The 20366-nt window shown below is 43.7% G+C and carries 16 protein-coding genes and 2 pseudogenes; 3 read left to right on the forward strand and 15 right to left on the reverse strand.

The window, feature by feature from the left end; all coding sequences use genetic code 11:
- Positions 1-7: 7 nt before the first annotated feature.
- The 11 genes from GJB61_RS08555 to GJB61_RS08605 form a co-directional block, all read right to left on the reverse strand.
- Complete coding sequence (locus GJB61_RS08555) at positions 8-2089, reverse strand: hypothetical protein (RefSeq protein ID WP_154118025.1); 2082 nt, start codon at positions 2087-2089, stop codon at positions 8-10.
- On the reverse strand, positions 2086-3942 hold the full coding sequence (locus GJB61_RS08560; RefSeq protein WP_229521537.1) for an ATPase, T2SS/T4P/T4SS family: 1857 nt from the start codon (positions 3940-3942) through the stop codon (positions 2086-2088). The genes GJB61_RS08555 and GJB61_RS08560 overlap by 4 nt, the downstream gene beginning before the upstream one ends.
- Positions 3926-4792 carry a hypothetical protein gene (locus GJB61_RS08565; RefSeq protein WP_229521538.1) on the reverse strand — a complete coding sequence of 289 codons (867 nt, stop codon included), beginning with the start codon at positions 4790-4792 and terminating at the stop codon, positions 3926-3928. The genes GJB61_RS08560 and GJB61_RS08565 overlap by 17 nt, the downstream gene beginning before the upstream one ends.
- Positions 4765-5334, reverse strand: a complete 570-nt coding sequence (locus GJB61_RS08570; protein ID WP_154118028.1) for a hypothetical protein — start codon at positions 5332-5334, stop codon at positions 4765-4767. Before GJB61_RS08570 ends, GJB61_RS08565 begins: the two co-directional genes overlap by 28 nt.
- A gap of 5 nt (positions 5335-5339) precedes the next feature.
- Positions 5340-6374 (reverse strand): SAF domain-containing protein, encoded by a 1035-nt coding sequence (locus GJB61_RS08575; protein WP_154118029.1) that lies wholly within the window; start codon positions 6372-6374, stop codon positions 5340-5342.
- Between the two features lie 21 nt (positions 6375-6395).
- Positions 6396-6740 carry a hypothetical protein gene (locus tag GJB61_RS08580; protein WP_154118030.1) on the reverse strand — a complete coding sequence of 115 codons (345 nt, stop codon included), beginning with the start codon at positions 6738-6740 and terminating at the stop codon, positions 6396-6398.
- A 21-nt stretch (positions 6741-6761) separates the two neighbouring features.
- A complete protein-coding gene (locus tag GJB61_RS08585; protein WP_154118031.1) occupies positions 6762-8183 on the reverse strand; it encodes a hypothetical protein in 1422 nt (473 codons plus the stop codon).
- Between the two features lie 28 nt (positions 8184-8211).
- A complete protein-coding gene (locus GJB61_RS08590; RefSeq protein ID WP_154118032.1) occupies positions 8212-8463 on the reverse strand; it encodes a hypothetical protein in 252 nt (83 codons plus the stop codon).
- Between the two features lie 22 nt (positions 8464-8485).
- Positions 8486-9094, reverse strand: a complete 609-nt coding sequence (locus GJB61_RS08595) for a hypothetical protein (RefSeq protein ID WP_229521539.1) — start codon at positions 9092-9094, stop codon at positions 8486-8488.
- Positions 9095-9202: 108 nt separating this feature from the next.
- Positions 9203-13180: a type VII secretion protein EssC gene (gene essC / locus GJB61_RS08600; RefSeq protein WP_229521540.1), complete on the reverse strand. Its 3978-nt coding sequence runs from the start codon at positions 13178-13180 to the stop codon at positions 9203-9205.
- 703 nt (positions 13181-13883) lie between these two features.
- Positions 13884-14888 (reverse strand): ROK family protein, encoded by a 1005-nt coding sequence (locus tag GJB61_RS08605; RefSeq protein ID WP_154118035.1) that lies wholly within the window; start codon positions 14886-14888, stop codon positions 13884-13886.
- Positions 14889-15323: 435 nt separating this feature from the next.
- Here GJB61_RS08605 and GJB61_RS08610 point away from each other — a divergent pair, with 435 nt between their 5' ends.
- Complete coding sequence (locus GJB61_RS08610) at positions 15324-15476, forward strand: hypothetical protein (protein WP_154118036.1); 153 nt, start codon at positions 15324-15326, stop codon at positions 15474-15476.
- Positions 15477-15799: 323 nt separating this feature from the next.
- On the opposite strand, the pseudogene GJB61_RS08615 reads toward GJB61_RS08610, so the two are convergent.
- Positions 15800-15970, reverse strand: a pseudogene (locus tag GJB61_RS08615) (manganese catalase family protein); the annotation flags it as partial.
- 72 nt (positions 15971-16042) lie between these two features.
- The gene (locus GJB61_RS08620) at positions 16043-16585 is read right to left on the reverse strand and encodes a TetR/AcrR family transcriptional regulator (RefSeq protein WP_338115715.1); all 543 of its coding nucleotides are present in this window, start codon (positions 16583-16585) and stop codon (positions 16043-16045) included.
- Between the two features lie 165 nt (positions 16586-16750).
- Here GJB61_RS08620 and GJB61_RS08625 point away from each other — a divergent pair, with 165 nt between their 5' ends.
- Positions 16751-17668 carry an alpha/beta hydrolase gene (locus tag GJB61_RS08625; protein WP_154118037.1) on the forward strand — a complete coding sequence of 306 codons (918 nt, stop codon included), beginning with the start codon at positions 16751-16753 and terminating at the stop codon, positions 17666-17668.
- 222 nt (positions 17669-17890) lie between these two features.
- On the opposite strand, the pseudogene GJB61_RS08630 reads toward GJB61_RS08625, so the two are convergent.
- Both GJB61_RS08630 and GJB61_RS08635 read right to left on the reverse strand, forming a co-directional pair.
- Positions 17891-18275, reverse strand: a pseudogene (locus GJB61_RS08630) (manganese catalase family protein); the annotation flags it as partial.
- A 64-nt stretch (positions 18276-18339) separates the two neighbouring features.
- Entirely contained in the window at positions 18340-19545 is a 1206-nt protein-coding gene (locus tag GJB61_RS08635; RefSeq protein WP_154118038.1) for an MFS transporter, read from the reverse strand.
- 122 nt (positions 19546-19667) lie between these two features.
- Between GJB61_RS08635 and GJB61_RS08640 the strand changes: the two genes are divergently transcribed.
- Entirely contained in the window at positions 19668-20270 is a 603-nt protein-coding gene (locus tag GJB61_RS08640; RefSeq protein WP_154118039.1) for a TetR/AcrR family transcriptional regulator, read from the forward strand.
- Positions 20271-20366: the final 96 nt, after the last annotated feature.

Genomic DNA, 20366 nt, shown 5'->3' on the forward strand with positions numbered 1-20366 from the left:
ATCTCCTTCACATTTTGCCAGTCACAACAGTCAAGTCACCCAGCTGCTGGAAGGCCATATAAACGAAGGGAAGCAGTAAATATAAGGTGAACGTCGCCTGCATCGGCAAGAACCCGAATATTTTACCAAGTGTACTTTTCCTGCTGATTACCTTCTCATAGTGTTCCTTGCGTTGATCCATGGCAAAGGCTCTCTCCGCGTCCATATCATCAAATGCCTTCTTCACCGGGATTAGATCCGCTGCTACCTGCAAGCGGTCAGCCAACCGTTCAAGCGGTACGAAGCGGGCATCCTCCTTCAGATTCTCAATGGCATTCCATGCTCCCGCTTCATAGTCCAGCATGCAGCGCAGCAGCTGACGCTCAAAGATGTAGCTGTACCGGTGCAGCCACTCAATCATTTCAAATACGCTCATATTGGGAAATTGAGACAGCATCATAGAAAGCGTATTATAGCCATCCACCTCATTCTGCATTTCCCATTTTCTTAGTTGCGTGCGGATCACCAGATATATATCTGGCAAATAGAAGCTCGCTACCGCCAGCGCAAATGCGAGTAGAAGCTCATACCATTTGTAATACTCCTCGTGATAATGCTCTACACGCTGCATAAGCTGTGTGGCATAAGTATTCTCATCCAGATTTGCCTGGAGAAACTGCTTGTTCTCCGTTCTTTCCTGAATAAACGTGCCCATCTGATCAGGAGAAAGGTCTTTGGCGACCAGTTCTCCAATCAATGATTCCTCAAAGGCATACCGTTCTTTACTCAACATCACTTGAGATTCTGTTTGATTGCCGCCTGTCATAATTTCTTCGTTGGGATGCAGAATATTATGTTTGATATTCTCATGTATGGAAAATTGAATAATAACGATCAACAGAAAGGCTAGCACAGCAGCCATGGTTTTCTGTAAATAGTAGGCATGCTGCGAAAGCCCCGAATTGGCTTCCTTAAGTTTACTGGCAACCTTGAAATAGACGGGCTCATGCTCCCCTGGAGTCACCCTGTCGATCACCTTAAATATCCATTTGTTCTTCAAGACCCGCTTTAACCATTTGCCTTCATCTTTGATCGCCTTGGTATCTTCGTCTACTCCCTTAAGAATCCGCAAGGCAACAAAGGAGATAACAAAAGTCAAATAGAGCAAGATTAATGAGTACATTCCCCAAGCCGAATTATAATAATTGGCGACAATCGGAAACATACTTTCCGCCCAGTTACGGATGGGGTCCAACATAAATACTGGTGAAATAGCCACAAATACAATACCGTATAGCAATCGATCAATACGTTCACGCCGATTAATGTCCATATGGATTTCTTCTCTGATATTGCCGAGCATAGATAAATAAATTGATTTCTCGCCTTTATGGATATCGGCATCCCCATATTCACCTATTTTGAAGCTCACCCCTGCCAATTGTTTCATATAGCGGTTGGGAGCAATCTCATAATATTGTTGCAGCTCATCTTCCGGATCAACAGCTGCCAGAATCCCTGCAATCTGTCGGGCATGTAAAGCTACTATGGGTTTCGAACGTTCTGCTGCATTCTCCAGACTAACCTGCACCATATTCGTCTGGTGGTATTCATGACGGATATCTAGAATCATTGAAGATTGGTCATATAACATCTGCTTAACTAGACGGCTAATAAAGAGGTCACTAAGAATACCTCCCAGATAAATGGAGACCAGCATAATGGTCGCACGACTAATCCAGGAAGAGGTCCAGAGTAAAGAGAGCAGCGATATCACAATAATACAGGTGATAATCATCAGGGTCAGCGCAGCCGCGCGGCCTCTGATCATGATTTCGTTGCCAGCATGGATCATCGTAAGACGTGCGCGCATCTGATGAAGCAGTTTTTTTACCAGCGGCAGTTCATCCAAGATGGGGTATGCCTTCTGAGCTTGTTCTATCCATCTTCGTTCTTTTTTTCTGGATGGAAGCAGGGCTTTCAAGCGTCTTTGCTCCTGGTACTGAGTGCCCTTTAATTTACTCTGCACAATGCTTAGCAGGATAAGCAGCAGTGCAAGCACAGCTGTCAATGATCCTAAAATAATCAACGATATCGTTTGTAGACTCATGCGGACTGCCCCCAATACTCTCCGAGGAAGGCTTCGAACTGCACCGCATCGTCTGAGTCCATATTTTTCAGCATCTCCTCAATCTTCCTATTGCTGATAGGATGCTTGGCCACATACTCTCCGGATTCCCACACAATGATATCCTTGTATTCATAAGAACGCCGGTCTGTCATCCGGCCAAAGTATTCGGTCATCGTATCCATAAAAGCATCCAGCTTATCCGCTATATTCTCCGGATCTTTGTAATGCTGCGGATATTCGAACTGGGAGTCAGCCGGTATAATCTCAGTAATCCGTTCGATGTATCTTTTGCCTGCACGCAGCACCAGATGAACATTGAATCCGAGCGCTTCAACCACTTGCATCTCAGCAATCTTCTCGTTGCTAAAGGCTCCCGATGCGATAAGACTGTTGCGCAGAGCGCTAACCAGGTTAGCCAAGGTTTTACCGTGATGGGTAAACAAGGTATATTCGGAGGCTACTTGGGCGGCCTGAATAACATAGCTGACAACACTATGGGTAGCCGCTTCCCCGACGATATTCACTGCTCCATCGGTTTTCTTTTGTACATCCAGACCGTCTTGTCCACTTACTGTAGGTGTTTCTCTGAACGATAAAATATTTTTGCTCGGATACATTTTTCTAGCCCAGATTTCGAATGAACTCTCCTGTATACGAATGTTCTTGGCATCTATATATTTAATCATTGCCTTTAGAAGTGTTGTCTTCCCTGAGCCTTGTCTGCCGGTGATTGCTGTTACCTGATGACCCAGGATAAGAAACACAAGCATGTTTATCGCAAGTGGTGCGCCTTGATCCAGAATCTGCTGATCCAGCTCCACCAATGAGTCATTAAATTTGCGGACAAAAAAGGCCCAGCTTTCTGCCATCTTGGGTCGAACAACCACTACCCGACTGCCATCAGCCATATCATTAATGATATAACCCTTGGATTCATTTAGTTGTCCCGGATTTCCGAACCCATAAATATTTTGGCAGACTCGCTTAAGCTCCTGCTCCGAACCAAAGCTTAAAAATTCCAGATGAAGCGACTTCCCGTGGTAAAAAGTCCACACAGCATCATACGATTGTGGAATTAGATGCTGCTGTTTTGTATATTCCAGGAAGTCGGTCGTTTGCACTACATCCGGGGGCATACCGCTTGTTCCTCCATTAATACCGTCAATGTTCTGGTCCCGAAGCTCGTCAATCACTCCAAGCCCCTTATACACCTGATAAGCCCGCTGCACGATAATTTCAATCTTATCCTGAACAGACAGTCTTGGTTTCTCGGCATTGTAGATGCTGCGAATCTGCTCTTCAGTAATCTGGTAGCCCTTGGAGCCATCAGACAGTCTGTGAAGTGTGTCGAGATTATATTTGCCTACCATCACATTGAACGCTTCTTGCCCATGTGTGTTCTTAAAGACATGAAGTAGAATATCGAAGCAATCCTGTGAAGTAAGCCTTGTAGTCTGACTGAAGCTTATAATCTTATCCACATTGCTCTCATCCAGCCCATAGGTTTGCACAAGCAGATCTTTCATATATAATTTCACGTATTTCTTAGCTGATAAATCTCCGTGCATACAGCTTCTAAGTGCCTTCTGCAGTTCCCTCCGGCGAGCCTTACGGCGATTATATTCAACCTCATTCGGGCTTCCTTCATAAAGAGAGGAGGCCATAATCTCCTCAAAGGCCTGTCTTATAAAAAGCACAATTTCATTCATATCATATTTCAACTGATTGGACGATGGAGCCGATTCTTTATGTCTGTTAAGCCACAAGAATACAAACACACCGATTGCGATCAAGACAACCAATATAAGGATCAGATTAATCATCATCATCATCCAATTCTGATACGGGAGAGATTTCCAGTGCCTGAAGAATTAGCTGTCCCATATGGCGCACCGCTCCGGTAAAGTATTCATCTTCACTAAACTCTAGAAAACGGGATTTAGCCTCTCTTGCCTTCAGCATAAACTGAACAATTTGCTGCTCGTTCTGAGCATCCATGTAACGGATATGGTGCGGAATATAACCTATCTCTTTTTTCTTAAGATCATATTGTTTAATGATTCTGTCCTTGTTTAACCTGGAACTGCTCTCATAGGAGCCCAGACAGTACAGAACCGGTTTGCCCGCTGGAATAGGTACTGTGTTATTCTTCGAGAAATACGAATCAAGATTCACCCGATTCTGATTCAGGTTAACAACAACCAGATCCGCTTGCTCCATAACCAGTGAGATCACCTCCAGGTTATCCTCAGAGGAAATATCCACAAACATCAAGTCATAAAACCGTCTATAATCCTTAAAAATATGCGGCAAGAGCAATTTGGTGGCCTGCCCCTCTTTGCTAGTTGATCCCCCCAACATTTCTAAACGGTCTTTAAGAATGGATTCCGCATGATCTCTAATCCCCTCAGGAGTAAGCATTCCACATTGTACTAGTCTCTCGATTGCATCCATCCCACCTGAAGTACGCGTAGATTGGGCGGGCGGTCTTGTCTGGGCAAATACATACTCCAGTGCCCCTTGTTCCAAATGCGTGTGTGTCATTAACACTCGGATATGATTATCCAGCGCTATTGTTGTCGCAATAGCCGCCATATTCGAAGTAGTTCTTCCCTGTCCATGGGCAGGTCCCCAAAAAGCTACAAGCACATTAACTACCCCCGTTTCCTTGCATACTGCCACAGCCTCTTGATGTCAACCTTTGGAACATTGCAGAATTCCACCAAAAAATCATTTACAGCTTCGGCAAAATCTTTATCTACCTTGAGATTTACTCTTCCATCATGAACCCAATCTATCTTTCTCTCCGGACTGCTGATGTAACTGATTTGGGAAGAAATCACCGGATAATATCTGTCAATATACTTCAATCCAAGACCGCATTCTTCTTCAATAACAAGCAATACAGCCGGCATACGTTTCTGATTAAGCAGCAGATCCACATTCTCCATAGCTTGACGTTCATAGGTTGTTGCATAAGCCACAACCTCGTCTTCAAGACCTTCCGGATAACCGTGATGCCAATCGTATAGAACAATTTCCGGTTTCACGGTTGCTGAAGAATCCGCTATTTTCACACCGGATACTTCTCCTTCAAAATACTGATAATGTCTGCTGTTGTCCGATATTATCATGACTTCATTGTTGAAATAATTCTTCAATAAGACAGCTGCTACAAGCATAAAGTCGTGCTTCTCGCACTCCCCCGCGACAACAATGTTCAAGTCTGTCACTCTCCTTCCAGCAAGCTATCATCTGTTGTGGTATTACCTTGTACCTCGGGTGAACCCTTATCAACACTTGAATCGACCGGCACTTGATTAGTTTGATCTATAATGCCATTCACGGATTGACTATTGTCCGCTTCAACCGCAGTAGATCCCTGTACAGCCTTTCTTTCGATCACTCCGCTGCCACTTGGAGCCTGGGCTCCAACATGAATTTCATTGCCATCCTTGATAGCTTCCAAGCGCTTCTCCAGTTCAGTCCGAATTTGCGCAGCAAGGCTCCATTTTGCCTGATCGATAATTAGCGGATTATCTTTAATTACTCTTAATACATCCAGGTTGGGTACATAATTGGCCTCCGGTTCAGGCTGCAGCTCTGGCTCTACGTATTGTTTCATGTACAACTCTGCATTGTTAATATAAGCATCTACAAGCGCTGCCTGCAGCATTTGCATCTCTTCTTCATCATCATTAAAAAATGTATATTGATTCGCCAGATCCACATCCTCCAGCGACTTCTTTCCAACGACTATGTAATCTTCACCATTAGGAAAAACAATCCGAATATCTACGACATCCCGTTTAGTCAAACGAAGCGGAAGCTTGATGTATTGTGTCTCTTCTTTCCGTTCTGACGGGTCCAACCTCTCTTCATCCCGTACCATCTCAGTAGTTAATGCTGTACCAGGCATAGCGTCAATTTTCAGATATTTGCCTACAATCAATTTGGACTCACTGATCAAATTGTCAGGAGACGAAAATTTAGGAAGCTTCTCTTCCATAACATCCGATTCCGTGATTGCTTCTCCTGCGAGCTTGGAGGATACAAGCACATAAGCGGTTTGGGATTGATCCATATAACGCTGCAGAACCTCGTCTTTATCCGTTAGCTGTTCTTCATAAGATACCCGTTCATCGATAAGCTTTGCATTGTAGTGTCGATAGGTTGCAAACCATACACCCGATGTAATGACGGCAACAAGACAACCTGAAATAATCGAATATCTCAATATTTTTTTACTCTTGCGTACTGCCACTTCATGACCTCATTTCCATCCCTATTTAATGTTGCCTGTCTTTTTTGGTGCTGCCGCTGCTGCAGCCCGCTCATTGGCTTGTCTCTGAGCTTCCCTAACTCTTGCTGCCTCCACCCGTTCTTCCTCTACCTGCAATTTATCTGCATATCTCAGCATTCCAGATTCAATCTGTGCGATGGTTTCCTTGAATAAGTTCATTTTCTTAATCCATTCCCCGCAGTGTTGCTTAAACTCTTCCCCGCCTAAATCGACCCAATAATCAGACAATCCTGCGATAGCCCCAGTCATTTTGTCACTGCACTCCTGGGCTGGAGGCAATAATTTATGGCAATCAAAAGCAATACCTCTAACCGTTCCTGAATTCATATTCAGCCTCCAAATGTTGAATTATCGGCTTTCCGGAACAAAAGAGAATCCGATTCCGATTAGTAACAAAGTGACAAATAGAACAGCACCCGCTATTCCCCAGAGCAGCGTCTGTTTGCGAAAAAGCTTTTTTTGGATAGACAGCAGCCTCATCACCCATTCGACAGCTGTTTTATCCGGATAGAGTGGATCTTGATGTACGGGAATCAAGGTTGCCTGTATCTCTACAAAATCCTTCTTCAGCATTTGCAGCACTTCCTGATGCCCATTTTCCAGCAGCAGCCTGCACCGTTTGCGTTCAAAGGGATTAAGGGTATTCAGCTTCTCTTTGAGCAGCTCATACTTCCACATTGCCCCGTTCCCCACCATCATGGGGATTTGCGAGTTCCACCAGAGCTCCAGCCCACTGATTCCTTTTCGTTCATGATGAATATCAACCCAGAGAATAATATGAGTGAAATTGCTCGCCAGCAGTTCAGAGATGTCCCACGAGTAACCTCTCCGGTAAAACGTTACGCCTTCATACTCGAACATATTAGAAGAGGAGTCCTCCTTCTCACCGTCAAATACAATTTGTTCGAGAGAGCTGATCTCAGGTCGATCATCCCCACATACTAGCGGTTTCCAACCCAAGTCTGCAAGACTTGCCGCCAACAAGAAAGCTGCTGCTCCCACATCCTCTTCGCCGCCAACACCGCAAATGCCGATGACGAGCGGCACATGGCCGCCGAGAATTCTCCCTCCCACCGCTGATGCAGCGGGAACCTCCTGGGGTATCATCTGTTCCAAGCGCTCACGAATCGCTGCATCGGATATAGCTGGCGGTTCTGTCCTGGCTGGCGGTCTTGGTCTTGATGGTACCGATCCGCCAGCAGCAGTTGCATTCGATTTGGGTCCCGAAGCAGACTGTGGACGGGTAAGTGATTCCACCTGCCTCGCCGGAGCAGATACGGGCTCCTCTACAGTTGGTATTGGAGTATTTGACGCTGATGACCCTCTAAATGAGAAAAGGCCTTTCTTTTTACCGAGAATACTGTAGTAATCCCTTGTTGTTTTCTTCTCCCTGATCCAGTTCAGCAGATCGTCGCCCCGAAATTCAGTTGTGAACTGAAGATCGTGAATATTCATGTTCACCATGGCACGTATAAATTCAATATCCGTCTGCAGCGCAGGATCCAATTGGACAATTAGCCGAGTAGCTTTCAGATATTTGCGGATCAGTGTCATGAACCCGATAATATCAGCCGACCTCACCGGAGTGCCTAATCCTGCACCTCCCTCCATAATGACTATGGAAGAGGGGTCTACTTCCTTACTGCTAAAACCGCTAATAAAACTATGTAGAGTTGAGTGTTTACCGGAAATCACATATCCTTCATTCTCAAGTGTTCGGGATAGAAGCAAAATGAGTTCAGGGGAACAGACTAAATGTACACTTTTCATAGGTATCCTCCTTTACAAATCCATATACTCAATAGGGCAAAATCCGAATAATGGCTCCGTCTCCCTGGATAACCTCAGCTAATACAACGTGATGCTCAAGCTCCGTCCACTCCTCACCAGTACTGCTGACCTCACATCTAAATTTCCAGTGATCCGGAAGCCAATGCACGCTCTTCAATAGTTCCAGACATTCCCCCGCTGAAATAGAGAGGGAAATGTCCAAATCTATAACTTTCTCTACCTCACCTTTAAACACAAAAGTTGTTAGTGCAGCTGTCATCTTCTGCTCCTCCCCGTGAAAGCTACTCTACTTGTAGCCATAAACATAGTTCTTCTATCGCCGTTGCTAGAGTCATAGTAATTCGGCTGATTTGGTCTTCAGGAGCACGCTGCAACGCCCACATTTGTCCCTCATGAATCAGCATCACCAGTTCACGCATAATATGAGCTTCCTCGCTGCGGCATTGGATTTCCGCGATTGAGGAGATGACCGCCCCTTCTAGAAGTGACAGTTCCACCCATTCTCCAAGATGCTGTTCTTCAATTGCAGCTTCATGGCTATCCCTGTCTTGCACTAATGGAAACCGCTCAATGACCTGAAACATAAACTCATGCAGACCATATATTTCTTGCATCTTATAGATGTTGGTTTCCGGATGATGTGTCAGTTCAAAACGATATTCGTCCTGAATAAAATAATAAGTCCTATGTACTTCTTGATTCGTTTGCCCATACTGGCAGAAATAAGAGTCGCAGTTGGACCCAATTCCAATACATTTATGAAGTAATTCATTAACTTTGGCCCTTCCCATAAAATCAATCTCTACATATCCCTTTAATTCAAGAGCCCTCATCTGAGCATCCATTAGGGAACGCAACTTGAGTTCCGATTCGCCTTCCAAATCAATCATAAGGCCCGGAAACCCGTTCCCCCCAGTTAGGGCTGTCAAATATATAATTTCTAAAGCTTGTAATTCAAAAACTTCCCGCTCTGGCTTCATAGCTACTGCACCTGCTGTCTATAGTTCTGTTATCAATTTGACACGTGTATAGGTACCCTCTATTAATAACATTGCTTCCCCCTCACCCATCACTTGGTTCAGCTCATGGTATTCCATTCCCTCCAATAGCGGCGTATAGGATACATGATCGTTAGGTCTTCCGTCGATTAGCAATGCATTCCCGCTATTAATCAGTTCACTAGCTAGAGCGGTAATAAGCTGCATCTTGTTCAGTTCTTGGACATTGCTGCCAACTAGAAGAAGCACACCCAGGCCAAAGCCAAATCTCGATATCCGTTCTAAGTGATCCAGCGAATCATTTTCCATTAATTCAAAAGCGGATTTGAGCTGAGGAATCACTATAACGAGCAACGGGTATTTACTGAGAATATAGTTGGTTTCATCGAACTCTTCAGGTATTGAAGCAGCGGCAAAGGCCTGCCGGCCATCATTCTTCCTTAATTGAAGCTGATCTATTACTGATTGTGTAAAGCTTAGGAATTCTTCCGCTGTACTCATGCAATTCGTTACCGCTTGATGTTTACTTAATTTCGGCAGTCGGACCCCACCGCTATCAAACAGATAGATTTCCTTGGTTACTTGATCCATCGACTCATGCAGTGTTTGGACAATAGACGTGAATCTAAGATCCAATTTCGACTGATTTACATAGGAAATGAGAAAGTTGCTAGTCTTCTTCACATCGATTTCAATCGGTATAGTGGTATTCCAGTCGAGCCCTATTGGCATTTGACAATCATTAATTCTATCTCCACGCTTCTGGTTTGCCCGCTCCAGAAGTTCAGCAAGAGATAACTTCTCAGGGATTACTGAAATTTCGATAGGATTAAGGTCCCCTGCAGCAGCCTTCATCTGCGAGCTGATCTGACGGATTCCTACAGCAATCTGATCATCTGAACTAGCTGCTACCGGCAGAGCGGTGTGGAATTCTAAGATTCGAGTATCTTTAAGCAACCCTCGCCCTACCGTATTGGTCGGCTCCATGCCTTCTGTTCTTCCCAGAATACTTGAGTAATCCATTCTGTCAGACATTTGATACACAAGTGCCTGCTTAATATTCTGGCTAATCCGGTAAGGAAATGAATTAACGGCATTGGCTGCGAACACAAAGTAAATACCATAATTCCCACCTTCGCGCACCAGCTTGGCCAGATCTAGTACATGATCATCGTAAGCCTCTGAGAATCCTGTGTAATTATCAAGCAGAATAACTATGTAAGGAACCTTTTCACCTGTAGCCGTACAATAAGAGACCAGATTACTAATCCCAAGTTGGGAGAACTTGTGTTTGCGCTCCTCCAACTGAGACAGGAGCCAACTGAGTAGTTTGCCCAGCTTCTGTTCGTCCTCAGGAAAAATAATATCTCCTACGTGTGGAAGCTCGTAGAAGACTCCCAGGGTTCTTGTACCGAAATCCAGAATATAAAAATGCACATATTCCGGATCATATTTCAGGGCAAGTGACATGATAATCGTTTTTAACAGTGTAGTCTTTCCGCTGCTTGGCGCTCCGTACACCAGCAGATGACCATTCTGATTAAAATTAATATCCAGATTGTATTGTTCCTGCTCAGAAGGGTTGTCTATCCTTCCAACGGTTGCAGTAAGATTATCAACTGGTTGCTGCCACAGCTCTCCGTTCCAAATCCGCACCGCATCCAACACCTCTTCCAACGCAAGGTTCTCTGGAAGAGGCGGCAGCCATAGCTGGAAGGCCTCTCCAATGGATTGTTCATGAGAAAGGGCAGCAATATGATCCACCACTGCTTGCAGCTGGCTCAATACAGCAGTGTCATCGCTTTTTCTCTCTTTAGGAATCAGTGCTCTGTGTTCGCCGTCTAATGCAACAACTTCAATCTGGAGTGTATCCTCCTCATTGGATGAACCAGCATGGTACGGCGCCCCACTCCACGAGGATTGAAATAAGGTGAATATCTCATTATTTCCGACTTGCAGAAACCCTCGCCCCTTTTCTTTAATCTCTGCCGCCTCATGTCGCTTTAACATTTCCTGACTATCTGACGGCGTCTGTACTTTCAGGCACAACTTAAATCTCGAGTTACTCCATATTTGATCATCAACGACACCTGATGGCTTTTGAGTTGCCAATATTAGATGGATCCCCAAGCTTCTTCCGACCCGCGCTGCACTGACTAGCTCCTTCATAAATTCAGGCTGATCGGATTTGAGTTCAGCGAATTCATCCACCACTATTATTAGATGGGGGAGTGGAAGCTTTGCCTCCTTGTTGCGGTAAAGAACGATGTAGTTGTCAATGCTGGTCACACCAGCTTCGCTGAACAGGCGTTGTCTGCGCAGAAGCTCGCTTTTGATGGAAGCCAAGGCCCGATTGATCTGATTGCCGCCAAGATTGGTGATGGTTCCCACCAAGTGGGGAAGCCCTTGGAAGGCATTTGCCATTCCTCCACCTTTGTAGTCAATCAAGACAAATGCTACCTCGTGGGGATGATAGTCAACCGCTAATCCCAACAGAAGGGATTGAAGCAGTTCACTTTTTCCTGAACCGGTCGTACCCGCTACAAGTCCATGAGGTCCATAGCTTTTTTCATGCATATCGAATAAGAGTAGCTTTCCTCCAGCCCCCAACCCTAAGGGAATAGATAACGTCCGGTTAGCCTGATTCTTTGACCAGCGTGCCAATACACTGAGTTCGTCAATACTTTGAACATCAAAGCTCTCCAGAAACGTAACCATTGGTGGAATATAGCTATTATTTTGCCCTTCCTTTATTCTCAAAGGCGCTATTGAACGAGCAAAAAACTCTGAATGGATTTCATCCAATGAATCGGCAGCAAAGTAATCTGCCAAATGCCCCAGTTGATGATTGATATCTTTCCGAACCATGCCCTGGCTATCCTTAATCTCCAGAATAACCTGACAATTTAATGGAAGTGCAACATCAATCTTCTCCGACATAAAAACACTAGTAATTCCTGATCCTAAATTGTTAGACAATAAGTATTTCATCATATCAGTGTTCTCCCAAAGCTCAGGAGCAAACACCAAAAAAATATAGTGTGGAGTATGTAAGGATTGCAGGCCATAACTATTCTTGCTAGATTCTTCTCTCTTTCTCAGCTCTGGAAGCAGCTCATCAGCAAGTTTGGATGCCTCATAAGAATTCGTAGCCAAGCATCGTAGGCTTCTATCCTTATTCCATGAATGAGGCAGCCACTTCAGCCACTCCCAGTGCTTCAGCTCTTCAGGCGGCATAACGCAGATCACTCTTACATCATCATATCCGTGGTGAGTAGTGAGATGAACCATAGTGGCATTAATAAAATCGCGCACCTCTTGCCGCTTCCCGAATATTCCTAGCGTATTCACATTCCTCAGCGGAATGTAGACTGGAATATCTTTCACAAAATACATTTCTTCACATATTTTGCTGGCGATCTCTTCAAGCAGATTCTCGTCATCAATTGCTTTTGCCTTCGCACTAAATGTTGGCAGCAGTGCTATAGGCTGAATCCCAATACCCAGCCGGATATTCAGGAAGTCATCTTCAATGGCTGTTCTTTCCCAAAGCTGTTTGCTCCTATTACGGACAATTTCTAAACAGGATAAAATACTCGGGTGTATGTATGTATAGGCTTCACGTTGCGTGCTGGCAGCACTTTGTAAATCATTCCTGACTTGAAACAGGTAGTTGAGATATTTCTTTTCCAGCTTTTTATTCAGCTCATGATGCTTCTTGACACTAGAGGTATAATTTAAGATTGATACCATGACCGTTAGTAGAGTCATACTCATCGTAGATATTAGCATCGTATACGACCTGGTTAACGTAGACATGAAGATTGCGATAACCAACATCCCGATTGGCGGGATTAATATAGTTAGCCATGAAAATGTCGGTTTTCCCGAAGGTCTGGCTGGATCCTCCAGAATAAGTTCGCCTTCCGGGTAATTCGGCTTAATACGCGGGGTTCTTTGTACCTGATTTGTTAGCATTTCTGGAGCGCTCATTTCTTCATCACCACTGGATAGGAATTTTGTATTAACTGAATTTTAAATAAGTTGTTTTAATGTAAAAAATAACATTATTATCAATTCTTACTTCAACTCAAGCATTATCGGTGGGGATTTCTGAAAGTTTATATTTTCCATTACATTTCTTTCAAATATAGTTCTAATTCCCCCGATTAGCCATTATTCTTCCTTTTTCGACAAATTCAGCTCAGTTTAAAGACTTAGGTCTACAGTCATTAGACAAATAATTCACTTATAAGTAATTGAACCTATATTCCCATTTACATTTAAATTTATACTATTATTTCCTTTTTTCTGATAAGAAAAAAGGTCTGATTTCTCTCTGATAGAGTGGAAATCGGACCTTTTATTGTGAGATTTTGAAGTAACTTAGACCATTTGTATTAGTTCATTCCTGCGTCTGTGGGTTGAATTTAGGCCTTCTGTTTCTTCAATCAAGCTCATTTTCTGATATAGCTTCCCCATTGCGATTACCATTCACACTTAAATAAGGCAGCCCTATTCCGTATCTCCCCAATATAGAAAATGAACCTCTCCAAATCCTCTGTTAATTCGCACCAGACAACCTAATAAGAAGACTAAAAGAACGTTATGGTATTCAAATAAGTCGTCGGAGATGTCGTTATTCACTTCTGGATTTATAAGTCTAACCCTGCTATTTCTTTTATTTAAAAACAGAGAATGAGGGCTCCAGTTCCTTTAAGGTTAACCACCGCATGCCTGCTTCAAAGTCTTCATGGAACGATTCCAAAAGAATAATCTCTGCATACGAAGCCATGTAGTGTTTGGATTTATAAGCTTTCCATGAACGTGCCCATGTGTCTTCATCAATCATGCTCTGATATATCACGATTTGATCCGGAGCAAGAACAGCATTTAGAGTTTGAATAATGGTACAGACAATTTCTATAAATGCCTCTGTCTTTAATGAACTATTCCAATCAACATCGATAGGAAGAAATTTAATTTCTCCCGCCATGCCATCTTTTCCTTTTACTACTTTTCTATCCATATAAATCCCCATACCCGGAGGGGATGTTTCCGGAAAATAAACACCAAGAATACATTGATTCTCTACGGACTCTCTTCGTGCACAGTATCCACTTATAGCAGCATTCACATCGTTTTCCAGTATAACCGGCAATCCGAATTGTCCTTGTATCTCTTCGATCATTCGAACGCCTTGCAGCTTTTCATGACTGCTCACTGTAATTTCACCATTTACCGACTGCCCAGGAATACCAATTCCAATCACTTTAATCCGAGGATATTGGGAGACAATAACATCAATCATTTCATAGAAACGGCTGCGGTCAAAAAGTGGAATGTTATGTTCTTCTCTTACTATAATTTTTTCTTGCAAATTAATCACAGTCGCTAAAACCACATCTTTCCCCTGCTTCTCGTTCATATAAATGACCAGTGCCAGACTAAAGTCATAATTATAACGATAGGTTAATGCAGGCCTTCCTCCGTTGGATGGAACAGTTTCATCTTCAAATATTTCGCCGAGGTCGAGCAGTTCCTTTATAAGCGAATTGATAGTGACTACGCTCAGTTTCGTCAACACGGCCAATTGGGACTTTGTTGCGGTTTCCATCTGCTTCATAGCTTCACGAACATTGTTTACATTGATTTCTTTAACTAGATTTCCGTTTGCTTTTTCCATAAGCCTCTCCCTACCTATTAACTTGCCACTAGTATCTACAGTTCTCCGTTTTTAAATTCCCTCTAGAATACCTTGGAGCCTCCAAGACTCTCCATATATACCACACACCTCATTATAATTAAATATGCTTTATAAAGTATATTTAATTATGAAATGGATCAAACGCATAGTGAAAACTCCACTCTATTAGATTATTTATATACCCTAATAGATGTGGAGTTTTTTATGAGATTGTATGAGATAAAACAAGTTTATCGCGAAATGAAAAATAATAATATTGCTTTTGCTGCCTGTACAGGTAGTTTACAACTTTTTTATAAAATAAGTCATGGACTTCCAAACATAATGATTCATCTTGACAAGATATAACTTCTGCTCTACACTAATTAAGTACACTTTATAAAGTATCCTTAATATCTTGAGGAGGGAAAATTAATGTGGATAGTAACAGGACTTTTGATTTGGATATTTCTCTGTGGAACGATACTGATTTCGGCAGGATTCACAACATCATTTAAAGAAATTGATAAGAAGAAAACATCAAACCACTTGAGTTCAACTGATCCATTTTCTTTTTTATTTGAATAATTGGTTTAGAATTATAGTCATTGTTTTGGATGGAGCATCGAGAAGAAATCATTGTCACAATCGCTGTGCTTGTAAGAACTTTATTTATTTCCCTTCCTCAAAAGGCCCATCAATTCGCCCGCATCCGCGGTCTTATCTCTTCTCTCCGCAAAAAAAAGCATTTGATTCCCTTATTCTTGTTATCCGTACGGTGTCCCATGGTATGTCGTTCCTCTGTGGAGACTTCTCTCAGCTCTCATACAATAGCAAATAAATATAAGCGTCAAACAGCCCCCGCCTTTTGATTTCGATGGGGGACTGTTGACGCTAATATTAGTTATATCCGCGATATAGGTAGCGGTAAACGGAACCCCTGCGGCGTTGTTATAGAACAGTGCATGATCGCGCGTCGCATAGTTCGGACCGAGTCCAGCGGCCTCCAGCTGCTCAATCGTGGCGTCCTTGATCAACTTATAGATCATGGTCGCAATCATCTCAAGATGGGCAAACTCTTCTGCGCAGAGAGGTTATACATCATCCAACATTCTGAAACTCCAACTCAATAAAACCATGAAAAGAAAAGCATTTTAGTTTATAAGCTTCTCGAATAACTGTACCACTTGCTTTGCTATATCTTCAATATCACTATCTATTTCCTGCAGTACATAAGCCTCCAATACACCCATGGTTGCTGTTGCCAAAAACTTCAAGAAAATCGTCTTATCCATTAGGGGGTGCGAGCCCTCATGAATTTTGTTGTCAATCTCGCCTGTAGTAAATAACAGCAGTTTACTGCGAAATGCCGAAGCATGTTTGCTTTTAAATAAAGCAGCGAAAAACGGTTTATGCTGCTCAACATACGAGAACCACAATATCGAGCCCTCTAAAATCCCCAAATCTTTTTTTTGATCACTTATCTTTCTCATTTGCGCGATATGGTCATCTACAATCTTATCTAACAGATCGTACTTATCAACATAATGAAGGTAAAATGTCTTTCGGCCCAAATTGGCTTGTTCTGTAATATTTCTGACCGTAATCTCGTCAAACCCTTCCTTGACTAACATTTGCAAAAAGGTCGTTTGAATGGCCTGCCTGGACTTCACAATTCTTCGATCAACTTTCTCCACACCGGAATCCTCCTCTCGTTGCTACACACATATAACGGAATGTGTAATAACACTCATATCACATCATGTGGTTATTGAATAAACGGATCATTCAGAATAACATAAGTATACACAAAGCGATTAAAACTCACTAGTGTAATAAAATAACAAGGGTGGTATACAATTATGACAGTGATTCAAAAAAAGGTATCGTTCCCCGCGAATAGACTGCAAGTAGCGGCGATCTTAAATATACCAGAGCAAGCTGAAGAGAAGAAGCAACTCCCAGCTATTGTCTGTGTTCATCCGGGCAGCAGCTGTAAAGATCAAACGGCAGGCATTTATGCAAAAAAACTTGCTGAGCTAGGGTATGTTACCATTGTATTCGATGCATCTTATCAAGGAGAGAGCGAAGGTGAACCTCTTCACGCCGAATACCCCGCTGCACGGGTTGAAGATGTTCGCTCTGCGGTGGATTACCTGACTACGCTAGATTGCGTAGACGCACATCGTATTGGCGTATTAGGGGTTTGCGCAGGAGGCGGATATGCTGTAAATGCTGCAATGACAGAGCGGCGCATCCAAGCCGTTGGTGCGGTTTCTGTCGCGAATATTGGACGTGGATATCGTGAATACGATCCGATCCAAATGTTAGAACAAGTTGCCCAACAACGCACTGCCGAAGCACGTGGAGCCGCGCCACTTATTACAGAGTGGGTGCCTGGCAGTCACACCGAAAGAGAAGCAGCAGGCATGACTGAGCTTGACCTTGTAGAAGCTGTTGATTACTACAGAACACCAAGAGGCCAGCACCCTAACTCTCCGAACAAATTGAAATTCACAAGCGTAGACTCCATCATCGCCTTTGATGCCTTTCATTTGGCAGACATTTTACTGACTCAGCCTTTACAGATTATTGTAGGTGGCGTACAAGGAGTATTTGGTTCATACCGTGACGGCCACGATCTATATAGCCGAGCAGCCTCTAAGAAAAAAGATTTATTTATTGTTGATGGAGCAAGCCACTATGATTTGTATGATAAGCCAGAGCCCGTAAGTAAAGCTGTTGAAAAACTAAAAGCTTTCTTCAAAGAAAATCTTTAGTAGCTTCGCTGCCACTGATCCAATTATCGAATAGCCTCGGACAAACCAGGGTCTATAAACGACCAGGAAAATCCGAGGCTTTATGTCGCCTAACATCATCGCGAATATCAAATAGCCCCACCTAACGGTAGGGGCAGAATTTGAATATGCTGTAATCAAAATGTCCTAGAAACTGAAAGTAGATATCGCATAAAGAAGTCAGTTTGACCTCACTCTACGAAATTAGAATACCTTCTTCTTATCCCGATCCTCAATCAATATCTGCACCGACTCCTTAAACCGAATCGCATGAATAATCTCCCGCTCCCACAGGAACTTCAGACTGTCCTGCAGATCTACGTCATCCGTCATATCAATCAGCCACTGATATGTAGCCCGGGCCTTCTCCTCGGCGGCAATATCCTCATATAAGTCAGCCAGCGGATCGCCTTTGGCCGGCGATATAGGTAGCGGTAAACGGAACCCCTACGGCGTTGTTATAGAACAGTGCATGATCGCGTGTCGCATAATTCGGACCGAGTCCAGCGGCCTCTAACTGCTCAATCGTGGCGTCCTTAGTCAGCTTATAGATCATGGTCGCAATCATCTCAAGATGGGCGAACTCCTCCGCGCATTGAGGTTATCAGTCGCTATCTGTAAAAATCTCACCACAAGCCGCCTCAAGTTCTGCGTTACTTCGGAGGAAATGCGTGTTTCTTGGCCCTCCAGGCAATGATAAGTGCTAAGAATAAGAGAATAAATAATGTCCACGAAAAAGATCCTGTACCCAATTTATCGAGTAAAACGCCGCCAACCGTGCCGCCAGCAGCGATAGCCAAATTCCAGACTGTAGTGTTAATTGGCATTACCATATCTACTTTGCTCTCCCCGGAAGCCCTGGCAAGCGCTGTCTGCAGAAGTGTTGCTGCTCCACCGAAGGTTAGCCCCCATACCGTCACCATCAGATAGATCGTATGAGAATGGTTGCTGCTATAACCCAGTACAATAGCAATAACAGCAAAAGCCGCAAGGCTGATTAGAACCAGCTTCCGCAGCCAGCGGTCGATAAGCATCCCCGTTACCCAGATTCCCGCCAATGCTGCAAAGCCGAAGAAAGCCAATGCCGTCCCGACACTGCCGCCAAGTCCATTCGCAGCCAAAAATGGAGCAATGTAAGTATATAAAATATTATGAGCTGTCATCCAGGCTAGTACTACAAAAAGTATGGGGATAACTCCAGGTGTAGTCAGCACCCCATAAACTGAGATTTTTTTATCACTGGACTGTCCGGGATAATCTGGAATCTTCCATAGCACCCATGCAATCAGGATCACAGTCAACGCTGACATGATTCCAAAAACGGAACGCCAGCCCATGAGGCTTCCGAGAAAGGTTCCCGCAGGGACGCCTATGGCTAATGCGATAGGTGTTCCAACCATAGCAACAGCCATCCCCCGCCCACTTAGTTTACTTGGGACCATACGAAGCGCATAGCCCCCGATCATGCCCCATAGGACTCCAGCCGATATGCCTGCGAACAGCCGGGCTGCTAAAGTAACCGGATAGCTGGACGAAAAGGCTGTGATGCTGTTAAACACCAAAAAACCTGCGATAGCGAGCAGCAGCAGCGGCCGCCTACGCCACCCGCCAGTAACAATAGCAACAGGAATGGCGGCCACCAGGGAACCAATAGCATACACAGTGACAAGCTGACCGGCCATAGCTTCTGAAATTTGCAACCCCCGGCTTATCTGCGGAAGCAAGCCGGCAGGAATCGTCTCCGTCATAATACAGATAAATCCTGTCATGGCTAAAGCGAGCAATCCCAGCCATGGAAAAGCCTCAGAAGAGACTGCAGCAGGATTGTTTTCTTTATTAGAAAGCTCAATACTAGACATTTATTCAACTCCTTAATTATATTTGCGGATCGATCATTCCATATATTATACATTCGTGCCGCTCTTGTCAACGACTTATGGATCGATTAGTATATAATTAAAGAATGAAAGGAGCTTACTCTATGGTTAGAACAGGACGGCCACGCCAATTTAATCGTGAAGAAGCAGTCGCTTCAGCAATGATGTTATTTTGGGAATACGGATTTGACTCTACCTCTTTATCGGAGCTGAAAAAAGCGATGGGCGGAATTTCCTCTGCCAGCTTTTATGCGGCGTTTGAATCTAAAGATGCACTGTTCAAAGAAGTGCTGGCACGATATTTAGCTACCTTTGGACAAGTATCGGCAAATCTGACGAATCTCTCTCTTCCACCACGGACAGCCATAGAATTAACCTTAAGAAGTTCAGCAAAAATGCAGACCGGAGAGTCGCATCCCTTGGGTTGTCTAGTCGTTCTGTCTGCCAGCACCTGTTCTCCGGATAACGCCCATATTCGTGATCTATTGACCAAGGAAAGGACTTCGACAAGGGAGAAAATTCACGCTTGTATTGAGCGCGCTGTAAGGGATGGAGAACTCAGCGAAACTACAGATAAAACTATGTTAACCACATTCTTCAATACATTCCTTGAAGGGATATCAACAGAAGCCCGGGATGGAATCCCGTTTGAGGTCATTAATGCAGCCGTTACTAAATTGATGGAGGTTTGGGATGCCTCTAAATAAAAAAGAGCAGCCCGGTTGGCCATTCTCATTAAGATAAGCTCAAGACAAGACTGGGAATAAAAATGAATTCGAAACGGCTTGTGGAAAAGCCCTGTG

This window comes from Paenibacillus monticola (genome assembly GCF_009664975.1).
Classification (GTDB): domain Bacteria; phylum Bacillota; class Bacilli; order Paenibacillales; family Paenibacillaceae; genus Paenibacillus_AQ; species Paenibacillus_AQ monticola.

What these genes read in the sequence shown, in the direction of transcription:
- GJB61_RS08555 (WP_154118025.1), bottom strand. Translation starts at nt 2,089, where the DNA reads ATGAGTCTACAAACGATATCGTTGATTATTTTAGGATCATTGACAGCT.
- GJB61_RS08560 (WP_229521537.1), bottom strand. Translation starts at nt 3,942, where the DNA reads ATGATGATGATGATTAATCTGATCCTTATATTGGTTGTCTTGATCGCA.
- GJB61_RS08580 (WP_154118030.1), bottom strand. Translation starts at nt 6,740, where the DNA reads ATGAATTCAGGAACGGTTAGAGGTATTGCTTTTGATTGCCATAAATTA.
- GJB61_RS08585 (WP_154118031.1), bottom strand. Translation starts at nt 8,183, where the DNA reads ATGAAAAGTGTACATTTAGTCTGTTCCCCTGAACTCATTTTGCTTCTA.
- GJB61_RS08590 (WP_154118032.1), bottom strand. Translation starts at nt 8,463, where the DNA reads ATGACAGCTGCACTAACAACTTTTGTGTTTAAAGGTGAGGTAGAGAAA.
- GJB61_RS08595 (WP_229521539.1), bottom strand. Translation starts at nt 9,094, where the DNA reads ATGATTGATTTGGAAGGCGAATCGGAACTCAAGTTGCGTTCCCTAATG.
- essC (WP_229521540.1), bottom strand. Translation starts at nt 13,180, where the DNA reads ATGCTAACAAATCAGGTACAAAGAACCCCGCGTATTAAGCCGAATTAC.
- GJB61_RS08605 (WP_154118035.1), bottom strand. Translation starts at nt 14,888, where the DNA reads ATGGAAAAAGCAAACGGAAATCTAGTTAAAGAAATCAATGTAAACAAT.
- GJB61_RS08610 (WP_154118036.1), top strand. Translation starts at nt 15,324, where the DNA reads ATGTGGATAGTAACAGGACTTTTGATTTGGATATTTCTCTGTGGAACG.
- GJB61_RS08625 (WP_154118037.1), top strand. Translation starts at nt 16,751, where the DNA reads ATGACAGTGATTCAAAAAAAGGTATCGTTCCCCGCGAATAGACTGCAA.
- GJB61_RS08635 (WP_154118038.1), bottom strand. Translation starts at nt 19,545, where the DNA reads ATGTCTAGTATTGAGCTTTCTAATAAAGAAAACAATCCTGCTGCAGTC.
- GJB61_RS08640 (WP_154118039.1), top strand. Translation starts at nt 19,668, where the DNA reads ATGGTTAGAACAGGACGGCCACGCCAATTTAATCGTGAAGAAGCAGTC.